Source organism: Leclercia sp. W17 (assembly GCF_003336325.1).
GTDB lineage: Bacteria > Pseudomonadota > Gammaproteobacteria > Enterobacterales > Enterobacteriaceae > Enterobacter.
The window spans coordinates 3502365-3514592 of record NZ_CP031101.1 but is presented as its reverse complement, the minus strand read 5'-3'; the positions used below and the strand labels follow the sequence as shown (position 1 = coordinate 3514592).

Sequence of the window (12228 nt, the reverse complement as noted above, 5' to 3'; positions counted from 1 at the left end):
CTCGGGTGTCATAGGGCAGTGGGTCTGTCTTATGAAAGTATTCACGCCACGGAATAAAGGCGCAAGCATTGCGAAGGATATGGGGGAGAGCAGGGGGAAATACAAGGCCTGCCAGAAACGACAGGCCGAAGGATCACGGCTGATAAACGCTGACGCCGAGATCGTTTTCTTTACGGGTACGGGCAATCACCGATTCCGGCGACTGGGCGACGCGCAGGCCCATTTCATCTTCGGTGCGCACCAGGTTGCCACGCAGGGAGTTGGTCAGCACCTCGAGGATCTCAATATCGACGAACTTGCCCACCAGATCCGGCGTACCTTCGAAGTTCACCACGCGGTTGTTCTCCGTACGGCCAGAGAGCTCCATGATGCTCTTACGTGAAGTGCCTTCTACCAGTACACGCTGTACGGTGCCGAGCATCCGGCGGCTCCAGGCGTTGGCCTGCTGGTTGATGCGATCCTGCAGAATATAGAGACGCTGCTTTTTCACCTCTTCCGGCACGTCGTCAACCATATCGGCGGCAGGCGTTCCCGGACGCGCCGAGAAGATGAAGCTGTAACTCACGTCGAAGTTAACATCACCAATCACCTTCATGGTGCGTTCAAAATCGTCGTCCGTTTCACCCGGGAAGCCGACGATAAAGTCAGAGCTAATCTGAATATCCGGGCGCGCTTCACGCAGCTTGCGGATAATCGATTTATATTCCAGCACCGTGTGGGTACGGCCCATCAGGTTCAGCACGCGGTCAGAACCACACTGAATCGGCAGATGCAGGAAGCTCACCAGCTCTGGCGTATCGCGGTAAACCTCGATGATGTCATCGGTAAATTCGATCGGGTGGCTGGTGGTAAAGCGGATGCGGTCGATACCGTCAATCGCCGCCACCAGACGCAGCAGTTCAGCAAACGAGCCGGTGCTGCCGTCATAGTTCTCGCCGCGCCAGGCGTTAACGTTCTGCCCGAGCAGGTTCACTTCGCGGACACCCTGTGCCGCCAGTTGGGCGATCTCAAACAAGATGTCGTCGCAAGGACGGCTGACTTCTTCGCCGCGGGTATAAGGCACCACGCAGTAAGTGCAGTATTTATTGCAGCCTTCCATGATGGAGACGAAGGCGGTCGGGCCATCTGCGCGCGGTTCCGGCAGACGGTCAAATTTTTCGATTTCCGGGAAGCTGACGTCAATAATCGCTTTGCGATTACCGCTTCCGCGTACGGAGTTGATCATCTCCGGCAGACGGTGCAGGGTCTGCGGACCAAAAATAATGTCGACGTAGTGGGCGCGCTGACGAATCAGCTTCCCTTCTTGCGAGGCAACACAGCCGCCAACGCCGATGATGATATCCGGGTTTTTCTGCTTGAGGAGCTTCCAGCGACCTAACTGGTGAAAGACTTTTTCCTGCGCCTTCTCACGGATTGAGCAGGTATTCAGCAGCAGCACATCTGCCTCTTCCGCCACGTCGGTGAGTTGATACCCATGGGTGGCATCCAGCAGATCGGCCATCTTGGATGAATCGTATTCGTTCATCTGACAGCCCCAGGTTTTAATATGGAGTTTTTTTGTCATCGACTTGCTCATGCTCAGGATTGCAGGGCGCGTATTGTAATGCTTTGGTGCGGTTGTGACCAGTATGAAGGTTGTCAGCCTCAAGGCCAAAAAAATCCGGTAAACTTAGGAGATTATCAAATAAGGACAAATGACCATGACTATCCAACAAGCCGGGATCGCCGTCGTCGGCGGCGGTATGGTCGGCGGGGCGCTGGCGCTGGGGCTGGCGCAACACGGGTTCGACGTAACGGTTATCGAACAGGCGCCACCTGCTGCTTTTGACGCGTCACAGCAGCCGGACGTACGCATTTCGGCGATCAGCGCCGCGTCAGTTGATCTGCTTCGCGGGCTGGGAGTATGGGACGCGGTGCTGGCCATGCGCGCGCATCCGTATCGTTGCCTGGAGACCTGGGAGTGGGAAAACGCCCACGTGGTGTTTGACGCCGCGGAGCTGAAACTCCCGCTGCTGGGTTACATGGTTGAAAATAGGGTGCTGCAACAGGCGCTCTGGCAGGCGCTGGAGGCGCATCCGCAGGTGACGCTGCGTGTTCCTGCGTCGGTGAAGGCGCTCCACCGCCATAACGATCAGCATCTGATTGAGCTGGATAACGGCGAGCAGCTGGCGGTAAAACTGCTGGTTGGGGCCGACGGCGCAAATTCCCGGGTGCGCGAGCTGGCCGGGATCGGCATTCACGCCTGGCAATATCAGCAATCCTGCATGCTGATCACCGTCGCCTGTGAGAACGATCCGGGTGACAGCACCTGGCAGCATTTCACCCCGAACGGTCCGCACGCGTTTTTACCGCTGTTTGACCGTTGGGCATCCCTGGTGTGGTATGACACCCCCGCGCGGATCCGCCAGCTGCAGGGGCTCTCTATGGAACAGCTGCAGCGCGAAATCGCCCACCATTTCCCGTCGCGTCTGGGTAAGGTCACGCCGGTCGCTGCAGGGGCATTCCCGCTGACGCGTCGTCATGCGCTGAAGTATGCCCGCGAAGGGCTGGCGCTGGTCGGCGATGCGGCGCATACCATTCATCCGCTGGCGGGGCAGGGGGTCAACCTTGGCTATCGCGACGTAGAGGCGCTGCTGGACGTGTTAAGCAACGCCCGCAGTCACGGCGAAGCCTGGGCCAGCCATCAGGTGCTTAAGCGTTATCAGACGCGACGGATGGCAGATAACTTTATTATGCAGTCAGGTATGGATCTCTTTTACGCCGGGTTCAGCAACGATTTGGGACCGCTGCGCATCCTGCGTAATGTGGGATTGATGGCGGCACAGCGAGCCGGTGGATTGAAACGTCAGGCGCTGAAGTACGCCTTAGGGCTCTAGACGTTCCGTAGGCCGGGTAAGGCGAAGCCGCCACCCGGCTTGTTCAGTTCGGGAACGCAGAAAAGCAAAAAGCTCGCCGAAGCGAGCTTTTTTTATGTGGCTGGGGTGCAGGGATTCGAACCCCGGAATGCTGGTATCAGAAACCAGAGCCTTACCGCTTGGCGACACCCCAATTGCGTTAAACAAACAGCTTAACGACTTTTTAAATTGGCTGGGGTACGAGGATTCGAACCTCGGAATGCCGGAATCAGAATCCGGTGCCTTACCGCTTGGCGATACCCCAACAATTTTTTGCTTTACCGACCGGAATCGATACAAGCTGATATGGTGGCTACGACGGGATTCGAACCTGTGACCCCATCATTATGAGTGATGTGCTCTAACCAACTGAGCTACGTAGCCAGACTGCATTCTTCGATGGCTGGGGTACCTGGATTCGAACCAGGGAATGCCGGTATCAAAAACCGGTGCCTTACCGCTTGGCGATACCCCAATAACCGCGGAGAACCGCAAAATCGAAGAAATATGGCTGGGGTACCTGGATTCGAACCAGGGAATGCCGGTATCAAAAACCGGTGCCTTACCGCTTGGCGATACCCCATCCGTGCAACGCTTACCTGGGAATGGTGCGGGAGGCGAGACTTGAACTCGCACACCTTGCGGCGCCAGAACCTAAATCTGGTGCGTCTACCAATTTCGCCACTCCCGCAAAAAAGATGGTGGCTACGACGGGATTCGAACCTGTGACCCCATCATTATGAGTGATGTGCTCTAACCAACTGAGCTACGTAGCCATCTTTTTTTCGCGTTACCTTATCGGCGTTGCGGGGCGCATTATGCGTATAGACCCTTGCAGCGTCAACACCTTTTTCAACGAAAATGTCTGGAATGTGACTGTTTGGTTAGGTTGCGAACAGCGTGGCCGATTATTCGGCAATTATTGGTTATTAATCGATTTTGTCCAGCGAAACGCGAGGCAAAAAAAGAGGCCCCGAAGGGCCTCATGACGATCTGGCTGATTACTTATAAGCGGACTGATGCACACCCACGGCACGACCTGATGGATCGTTCATGGTTTTGAAGGCTTCATCCCACTCAATGGCTTTCGCCGAGGAGCAGGCGACGGAAGGACCGCCAGGAACACACTCTGCTGCGCTTGGTAGCGGGAACAGCTCTTCGAAGATCTCACGGTACAGATAGGCTTCTTTCGAACCCGGCGTGTTGTACGGGAAGCGGAAGCTGGCGGTTTCCAGTTGCTGATCGGAAATCTGCTTCGCTGCCACTTCTTTCAGGGTGTCGATCCAGCTGTAACCTACGCCGTCAGAGAACTGCTCTTTCTGACGCCACGCCACGCTTGCAGGCAGGTAAGATTCGAAGCATTCGCGCAGAACATGTTTCTCCATCTTGCCGTTGCCGCACATTTTGTCCTGCGGGTTGATACGCATGGCCACGTCGAGGAATTTTTTATCCAGGAAGGGGACGCGCGCTTCAACACCCCATGCAGACATCGCTTTGTTGGCACGGGCGCAGTCAAACATGTGCAGGGCCTGCAGCTTACGAACGGTCTCTTCGTGCAGCTCTTTGGCATCCGGCGCTTTATGGAAGTAGAGGTAACCGCCGAACACTTCGTCAGAACCTTCGCCGGAAAGCACCATTTTAATGCCCATCGCTTTGATTTTACGGGACATCAGGTACATCGGCGTGGAGGCGCGGATGGTGGTCACATCATAGGTTTCAATGTGATAGATAACGTCGCGGATCGCATCCAGACCTTCCTGCACCGTAAAGTGAATTTCATGGTGCACGGTGCCCAGGTGATTTGCTACTTCCTGCGCGGCTTTCAGGTCCGGGGATCCTTCCAGGCCGACGGCGAAGGAGTGCAGCTGCGGCCACCAGGCTTCGGAGCGCTCCTGATCTTCCACGCGACGTGCGGCATACTTTTTGGTGATCGCCGAGATAACGGACGAGTCCAGACCGCCTGAGAGCAGCACACCGTAAGGCACGTCCGACATCAGGTGGCTTTTCACTGAATCTTCCAGCGCCTGACGCAGTTCGTTTTTATCGGTGACGTTGTCTTTAACGGCATCGTAATCGAACCAGTCGCGCTGATAGTACTGGCGAATTTCGCCATCCTGGCTCCACAGATAGCTGCCCGCCGGGAACTCTTTAATGGTGCGGCAAACTGGCACCAGGGCTTTCATTTCAGAGGCAACATAGAAGTTGCCGTGCTCATCATGGCCCATATAGAGCGGGATAATTCCGATGTGGTCACGGCCAATCAGGTACGCATCTTTTTCGCTGTCGTACAGCGCAAAGGCAAACATACCCTGCAATTCGTCAAGGAACTCCGGGCCTTTCTCCTGATAGAGGGCCAGGATCACTTCGCAGTCAGAACCGGTCTGGAAGGTATAGCGATCACCGTACTCCGCGCGCAGCGCCTGGTGGTTGTAGATTTCACCGTTGACCGCCAGCGCATGGGTTTTTTTCTCGTTATATAACGGCTGGGCACCGGCATTGACATCCACAATCGACAGACGCTCGTGCGCCAGGATGGCTTTATCGCTGGCGTAGACACCGGACCAGTCCGGGCCGCGATGGCGCATCAGACGGGACAGTTCCAGTGCTTTTTTACGCAGTTCGCCTGCGTCAGTTTTGATATCCAGTACGCCGAAAATTGAACACATAACCTTCTCCATTAACCCTGTTGCAGTGTGATGTTGCTTGCTTATGAAAATGCCGCAAAAGCGGAGGGGCGGCAAGCGATTTGCCGGGTAAAAAGAAAAAAGTGCAATACCTGTTGATGAATGTTGAAAAAAGCGTACGCCTTAAGCTTGATTATTGATGTTTATTCAGTAAAAGGCGTTTTTTATTAGATGGGTTTCTGTTTTTGATCAGCCAAAATGAAAAAACCACGTCCGGGGACGTGGTTTTGGGTTACAGGACATCAATTTCCGCGACCGAGGGGTAAATCCAGCTTGGTCGAAACGGCATCGAATCGATATCGTCCAGGGTGGAGACCCCTGACAGCACCAGGATGGTTTCCAGCCCGGCCTGGAAGCCCGCCAGAATATCGGTGCGCAGGTTATCGCCCACAATCACCGTATCTTCCGAGTGGGCCTGCATTGTGTTGAGTGCCGCACGAATGATCCACGGGCTGGGCTTACCAACATAAAACGGCATGCGGCCGGTCATCTTCTCGATACCGGCACAGAGCGCGCCACAGGCGGGGTAAAAGCCGCGGCCATGGGTATCCGGGTTGGTGGCGATAAAGCGGGCGCCGTTGGCGACAAAGAAGGCCGCCTTGTGCATCATCTCCCAGTTATAGGAGCGCGTTTCGCCAACGATAACAAAGTCGGGGTTGACGTCGGTGATGGTAAAGCCCGCTTTGTACAGTTCATGGATCAGTGCGCCTTCACCGACCACGTACGCTTTTTTGCCCTCCTGACGCTTCAGGAAGTCTGCGGTGGCCATTGCCGAGGTATAGAACACGCTGGCGGGCACATCGATACCGGCGGTGGCAAAACGGTTCGCCAGATCCTGCCCGGTCTGTGACGGGAAGTTGGTGAGCAGCACCAGCGGCATGCCTTTTTCCATGATGCCGTTAAGAAACTCTGCTGCGCCCGGCACGGCAACGTTGTCGTGCATCAGCACGCCGTCGATATCACAAATTACATTCTTAATGGTCATGGACTTCCCGACATCAAAAAAAGAAGGCGTCACTATAAAGCGCTGTCAGCTTTCCAGCAAACGCTGCAACAGGATACCGTTAAGCATGGCGCGTTTTACCAGGGCAAAAGCGCCAATCGCGGAACGGTCGTTCAGCGCGGAGCGAACAACCGGCAGGTTCTGGCGAAACGCCTTCAGCGCCTGGGTATTGATGCACCCTTCGATGGCGGGCAACAGCACTTTTTCAGCCTCGGTAATTTCACCGGCGATCACCACTTTTTGTGGGTTAAACAGGTTGATGGCGATGGCAATGGTTTTACCCAGATGACGGCCAACCTGCTCAATCACTTCACTGGCTAACGCGTCGCCTTTATTGGCCGCCCGGCAGATGGCGTTGATTTTACAGTCATCGAGCGTGACGCGGCTCTGATAACCCTGCTCCAGCAGATGACGGACTCGTTGCTCAATGGCGGCATTGGCAGCGACGGTTTCCAGACAGCCAAAGTTGCCGCAGTGGCAGCGCTCACCCAGCGGGTCAACCTGAATGTGGCCAATCTCGCCCACGTTACCGTTACGGCCAATAAAAATGCGGCCATTAGAGATAATACCGGCGCCCGTACCGCGGTGAACGCGCACCAGAATTGAGTCTTCACAATCCTGACTTGCACCAAAGTAGTGCTCCGCCAGCGCCAGGCTGCGGATATCGTGACCCACAAAGCAGGTCACGGCGAAACGCTTCTCCAGCGCGTCGATCAGCGCCCAGTTTTCGACCTGAATATGCGGCATATAGCGGATCACACCGCTTTCCGGGTCGACAAGCCCGGGCAGGATCACCGAAATGGCAATCAGCTCGCGGATTTTGCGTTGGCAGGATTCGATAAACTGCTCGATGGCGTTAAGCAGCGCATGTTCGAGGGTCTCCTGAGTGCGTTCCGGCAGCGCATAGTGCTCTTCAGCAATAGCCTTACTGCTCAGATCGTACAGCGTCAGGGTGGCGTCATGGCGACCAAGGCGCACGCCGATGGCGTGGAAATGACGGGTTTCGGTAACAATCGAGATAGCGCGACGGCCTCCGGTGGAGGCCTGCTGATCCACTTCTTTAATCAGCCCGCGCTCAATAAGCTGACGGGTAATTTTCGTCACGCTGGCGGGGGCAAGCTGGCTCTGTTCTGCAATCTGAATCCGGGAGATGGGTCCGTGCTGGTCAATCAGTCGATAAACCGCCGCACTGTTCAGCTGCTTTACCAGATCAACGTTGCCAATTTGAGCTTGTCCGCCAGGTGTCATACTTTCGCTTACTCTGTAACGACCTCGTTACCATTAACGATGGTCTTGATGATTTTATAATCGTGTGTGAATGCGGTGAGGTTAGCGACCATCCCCGGTGCAATACTGCCCAGCTGTTTGTCTACGCCAATCGCGCGTGCCGGATAGAGCGTTGCCATACGCAGCACTTCATCGAGGGCAATGCTGCAATGTTCAACCAGATTGCGCACGCCTTCGATCATGGTCAGAGCCGAACCGCTTAACGTTCCGTTCTCATCCACACAGAGTCCATTCCGGTAGTATATTGTTTTACCAGCAAAAATGAACTGTTCAATATTTGCCCCTGCCGGTGCCGTGGCGTCGGTAACCAGGCAGAGTTTGTCACCTTTCAGGCGTTTAGCGTTACGCACGTTGGCATAATCGACGTGTAAACCGTCGGCAATGATGCCACAGTAAACGTCCGGTTCGTCGAAGATCGCCCCGGCGAGACCGGGTTCGCGTCCTGTAATATAAGGCATGGCGTTATAAAGATGGGTCGCGAAGGTGATACCGGCGCGGAAGCCCACTTTGGCCTCTTTCAGCGTGGCGTTGGAGTGCCCTGCAGAGACCACAATACCTGCGCCCGCCAGCTTGCGGATCACTTCAGGATCGACCATTTCTGGCGCCAGGGTCACTTTGGTGATCACATCCGCGTTGGCACAGAGGAAATCAACCAGTTCATCGTCAGGTTTACGGACGTAATCAGGATTATGGGTGCCTTTCTTGACGATATTCAGCCACGGTCCCTCAAGGTGCAGGCCCAGCGCCTGGTGTGGGTATTTCGCCAGATATTCACGCATCACGCGAACGCCTTGCTTCATCAGGTCGTCGCTGGTAGTGATAAGCGTCGGCAGGTAGCTGGTGCAGCCCGATTTTTCATTAGCACGCTGCATAATTTCCAGCGTTTCAACGGTGACGGCGTCGGCGGTATCGTTGAACTGCACGCCGCCACAGCCGTTAAGCTGTACGTCGATAAAACCGGGGGAGATGATTGCTCCATTGAGCGAGCGTTGTTCAATGTCCGCTGGCAGTTCAGCCAGTGGGCAGACACGTTCAATCAGGCCATTGGCGATAACGATCGCATGGTCATCCAGAAATTCATGGCCGGTATAAATCCGACCGTGGGTTAAAGCGTACATAACGACCCCCGGTTTAAAAATAGCATGCCGTCTCTGCAGGCAGAGACGGCGTCACATTACAGACCTTTAATGTTTTCTGCTTCTAATTCGTTGAAATATTTCAACGTCTTCACTTTCAGTTCCATGGTAGACGGTTCATCGCATACCACAACCGCTTTCGGATGCAGCTGCAGGCAGCTGATGGTCCACATGTGGTTGACGTTGCCTTCTACCGCCGCCTGCAGCGCCTGCGCTTTCACGCTGCCCAGCACCAGAATCATCACTTCTTCCGCATCCAGCAGGGTACCCACGCCAACGGTCAGAGCGTATTTTGGCACCTGGTTAACGTCGCCATCAAAGAAACGGGAGTTTGCCACACGGGTGTCATGTGTCAGGGTTTTGATACGGGTACGGGAGGCCAGAGAAGAGGCAGGTTCGTTGAAAGCGATATGGCCGTCGTTGCCGACGCCACCCATGAACAGGTGGATTTTACCGTACGCGCGGATTTTTTCTTCGTAATGACGGCACTCTGCATCGATATCCGGTGCGTTTCCATCCAGCAGATTAATATTTCCCGGTTTAATATCAATATGATCAAAGAAATTCCGGTGCATGAAGCTATGGTAGCTTTCCGGGTGATCTTTTGGCAGGCCAACGTATTCGTCCATGTTGAAGGTAACAACATGTTCAAAGCTAACCTGGCCCGCTTTATGCATCTCAACCAGTGCTTTATAGGCGGTAAGAGGTGTGCCACCGGTCGGCAGGCCGAGTACAAAAGGACGATCGGCTGTCGGTTTAAACGCGTTGATACGTTGTACGATATGGCGAGCAGCCCATTTACCTACTTGTTCTGCGGTTGCCAGGGGGATCAGTCTCATTATTCACCTCTGAAGTTTTAGTAAAAGTTGGCGGATTGCTTGTCGGGGCATGCTATAAGCCTAACCTGGTTCACACCGAGAGGGGTCAATCCGTCTTGATTTTTCGTATCATAAAATAAGTTTTCCCTGTTTGCCAGTGCAGGGGAGGGGGATAAACAATATTTGGTGACAAAACTCACAAAAAGTACGCGTTTAATTTGCGATACGAATTAATTTTCCACACACTCTCAAAGCCAGTGAATCATCAACTGTATTTACAAGTTAGTGACACAATAAAAACACAGCTGAGAACATACCGTTATAGGGGTCTCATAGGGGGAACAAATTGAGCATTTTAGGTTACTTACAAAAGGTTGGCCGCGCCTTAATGGTGCCGGTCGCCACGCTGCCAGCGGCGGCAATACTGATGGGTGTCGGTTACTGGATTGACCCGGTGGGTTGGGGTGGAGACAACGCGTTAGCGGCGTTCTTCATTAAATCCGGTTCTGCCATTATCGATAACATGTCCGTACTGTTCGCCATTGGTGTGGCTTATGGTATGTCCAAAGATAAAGACGGCGCTGCGGCGTTGACCGGCTTCGTGGGCTTCCTTGTGCTGACCACGCTCTGCTCCCCGGCTGCGGTTTCTATGATCCAGAAGATCCCCGCCGATCAGGTGCCGGCTGCGTTCGGTAAGATCAGCAACCAGTTCGTGGGTATCCTGGTGGGTATCATCTCCGCTGAACTCTACAACCGCTTCAGTGGTGTTGAGCTGCCAAAAGCGCTCTCCTTCTTCAGCGGCCGTCGTCTGGTGCCGATCCTGACCTCCTTTGTGATGATCGTTGTGGCCTTCATCCTGATGTACATCTGGCCGGTGATCTTCGACGGTCTGGTGAACTTCGGTGAACAGATCCAGAAACTGGGTTCTGTCGGTGCGGGCGTCTATGCGTTCTTCAACCGTCTGCTGATCCCGGTCGGTCTGCACCACGCGCTGAACTCCGTATTCTGGTTTGACGTTGCCGGTATCAACGATATCCCTAACTTCCTCGGCGGCGCACAGTCCATCGAAGCAGGTAAAGCGGTTATCGGTATCACCGGTCGCTACCAGGCGGGCTTCTTCCCAATCATGATGTTCGGTCTGCCGGGTGCTGCGCTGGCTATCTACCACTGCGCGCGTCCTGAGAACAAAGCGAAGGTACTGGGTATTATGATGGCGGGCGCATTCGCGGCCTTCTTCACCGGTATCACCGAGCCGCTGGAATTCTCCTTCATGTTCGTGGCGCCTGTGCTGTATGTGATCCACGCCGTACTGACCGGTATCTCTGTATTCATTGCAGCAAGTATGCAGTGGATTGCGGGCTTCGGCTTCAGTGCTGGTCTGGTGGATATGGTGCTCTCTTCCCGTAACCCACTGGCAACACACTGGTACATGCTGATCCCACAAGGTCTGGTGTTCTTCGCTATCTACTACGTGGTGTTCCGCTTCACCATCACCAAATTCAACCTGATGACCCCGGGCCGTGAGCTGGCGGTTGCCGGTAGCGAAGCAGATGGTCAGGATGTGAATGTCAGTGCTGCAACCAATGAAGACGTTTCTGGTCTGGCGCGTCAGTACATCGCGGCAGTTGGCGGCTCTGATAACCTGACCGGTATCGATGCGTGCATCACCCGTCTGCGTCTGAACGTGAAAGACTCTTCTCTGGTCAACGAAGCGATGGCGAAGCGCCTGGGCGCATCTGGCGTCATTCGTCTGAACAAAACCAGCGTGCAGATTATCGTTGGCTTCGTGGCTGAGAAAATCGCCAATGCGATGAAAACTACCGGTCCTGTTGCCGCTGCTGAAGCGACATCCGCGCCAGCTGCCGCACCTGCGGCTGTTAAGCCACAGGCTGTTGCCAACGCGACCACCATCGCAGCACTGGTTTCACCAGTGACCGGCGACGTAGTGGCCCTGGAGCAGGTGCCTGATGAAGCCTTCGCCAGCAAAGCTGTCGGTGATGGCGTGGCGGTGAAACCAACGGATAAAACCGTGGTCTCTCCGGCTGCCGGTACCATCGTTAAAATCTTCAACACCAACCACGCGTTCTGCCTGGAAACCGAGAAAGGCGCGGAGATCGTTGTCCACATGGGTATCGATACCGTTGCGCTGGGTGGTCAGGGCTTCAAACGCCTGGTCGAAGAGGGTGCGGAAGTGGTTGCGGGTCAGCCGGTCCTGGAGATGGATCTCGACTTCCTGAACGCCAACGCGCGCTCGATGATTAGCCCGGTTGTCTGCAGCAATATCGACGACTTCAGCGGCCTGGTCATTAAGGCGCAGGGTCAGGTCGTTGCTGGCCAGACACCACTGTATGAAATTAAAGGCAAATAAGTGCTCCTGAGTAAGCGTTAGTGCCTGAGCGGCGGGGA

At 54.8% G+C, this 12228-nt stretch carries 8 protein-coding genes and 7 tRNA genes; 2 read left to right on the top strand and 13 right to left on the bottom strand.

All coding sequences use genetic code 11. The features are described 5' to 3' along the window. Positions 1-133 precede the first annotated feature (133 nt). Positions 134-1564, bottom strand: a complete 1431-nt coding sequence (gene miaB, locus DVA44_RS17445; protein ID WP_114388445.1) for a tRNA (N6-isopentenyl adenosine(37)-C2)-methylthiotransferase MiaB — start codon at positions 1562-1564, stop codon at positions 134-136. Between the two features lie 136 nt (positions 1565-1700). On the opposite strand from miaB, the gene ubiF reads away from it, so the two are divergent. After that, entirely contained in the window at positions 1701-2876 is a 1176-nt protein-coding gene (gene ubiF / locus DVA44_RS17440) for a 3-demethoxyubiquinol 3-hydroxylase (RefSeq protein WP_114387660.1), read from the top strand. A gap of 97 nt (positions 2877-2973) precedes the next feature. Here the strand turns inward: ubiF and DVA44_RS17435 are convergent. From DVA44_RS17435 to nagB, 12 genes are all read right to left on the bottom strand, one after another. Beyond that, positions 2974-3048, bottom strand: a tRNA-Gln gene (locus DVA44_RS17435). Positions 3049-3084: 36 nt separating this feature from the next. Then, a tRNA-Gln gene (locus DVA44_RS17430) sits at positions 3085-3159 on the bottom strand. Positions 3160-3201: 42 nt separating this feature from the next. Beyond that, positions 3202-3278: transfer RNA gene (locus DVA44_RS17425), tRNA-Met, on the bottom strand. A 16-nt stretch (positions 3279-3294) separates the two neighbouring features. After that, a tRNA-Gln gene (locus DVA44_RS17420) sits at positions 3295-3369 on the bottom strand. Positions 3370-3402: 33 nt separating this feature from the next. After that, positions 3403-3477, bottom strand: a tRNA-Gln gene (locus tag DVA44_RS17415). A gap of 23 nt (positions 3478-3500) precedes the next feature. Continuing rightward, positions 3501-3585 (bottom strand) — tRNA-Leu (locus DVA44_RS17410). Between the two features lie 8 nt (positions 3586-3593). Then, positions 3594-3670, bottom strand: a tRNA-Met gene (locus DVA44_RS17405). Positions 3671-3895: 225 nt separating this feature from the next. Further along, on the bottom strand, positions 3896-5560 hold the full coding sequence (gene asnB, locus DVA44_RS17400) for an asparagine synthase B (protein WP_103823584.1): 1665 nt from the start codon (positions 5558-5560) through the stop codon (positions 3896-3898). A gap of 250 nt (positions 5561-5810) precedes the next feature. Further along, positions 5811-6563, bottom strand: a complete 753-nt coding sequence (locus DVA44_RS17395) for an HAD-IIA family hydrolase (RefSeq protein ID WP_103181044.1) — start codon at positions 6561-6563, stop codon at positions 5811-5813. 45 nt (positions 6564-6608) lie between these two features. Further along, complete coding sequence (locus tag DVA44_RS17390; RefSeq protein ID WP_103823583.1) at positions 6609-7829, bottom strand: N-acetylglucosamine repressor; 1221 nt, start codon at positions 7827-7829, stop codon at positions 6609-6611. Between the two features lie 8 nt (positions 7830-7837). Further along, positions 7838-8986, bottom strand: coding sequence for an N-acetylglucosamine-6-phosphate deacetylase (gene nagA / locus DVA44_RS17385; protein WP_114387659.1), 1149 nt, complete (start codon positions 8984-8986; stop codon positions 7838-7840). Between the two features lie 56 nt (positions 8987-9042). Next, positions 9043-9843 (bottom strand): glucosamine-6-phosphate deaminase, encoded by an 801-nt coding sequence (nagB, locus tag DVA44_RS17380; protein WP_114387658.1) that lies wholly within the window; start codon positions 9841-9843, stop codon positions 9043-9045. A gap of 325 nt (positions 9844-10168) precedes the next feature. On the opposite strand from nagB, the gene nagE reads away from it, so the two are divergent. Continuing rightward, entirely contained in the window at positions 10169-12190 is a 2022-nt protein-coding gene (gene nagE, locus DVA44_RS17375) for an N-acetylglucosamine-specific PTS transporter subunit IIBC (protein WP_114387657.1), read from the top strand. The last annotated feature ends 38 nt before the right edge of the window (positions 12191-12228 follow it).

Excerpts from the sequence above, each read along its gene's own strand:
- DVA44_RS17390 (WP_103823583.1), bottom strand. The coding sequence starts at position 7,829 with ATGACACCTGGCGGACAAGCTCAAATTGGCAACGTTGATCTGGTAAAG.
- miaB (WP_114388445.1), bottom strand. The coding sequence starts at position 1,564 with ATGACAAAAAAACTCCATATTAAAACCTGGGGCTGTCAGATGAACGAA.
- asnB (WP_103823584.1), bottom strand. The coding sequence starts at position 5,560 with ATGTGTTCAATTTTCGGCGTACTGGATATCAAAACTGACGCAGGCGAA.
- nagA (WP_114387659.1), bottom strand. The coding sequence starts at position 8,986 with ATGTACGCTTTAACCCACGGTCGGATTTATACCGGCCATGAATTTCTG.
- ubiF (WP_114387660.1), top strand. The coding sequence starts at position 1,701 with ATGACTATCCAACAAGCCGGGATCGCCGTCGTCGGCGGCGGTATGGTC.
- DVA44_RS17395 (WP_103181044.1), bottom strand. The coding sequence starts at position 6,563 with ATGACCATTAAGAATGTAATTTGTGATATCGACGGCGTGCTGATGCAC.
- nagB (WP_114387658.1), bottom strand. The coding sequence starts at position 9,843 with ATGAGACTGATCCCCCTGGCAACCGCAGAACAAGTAGGTAAATGGGCT.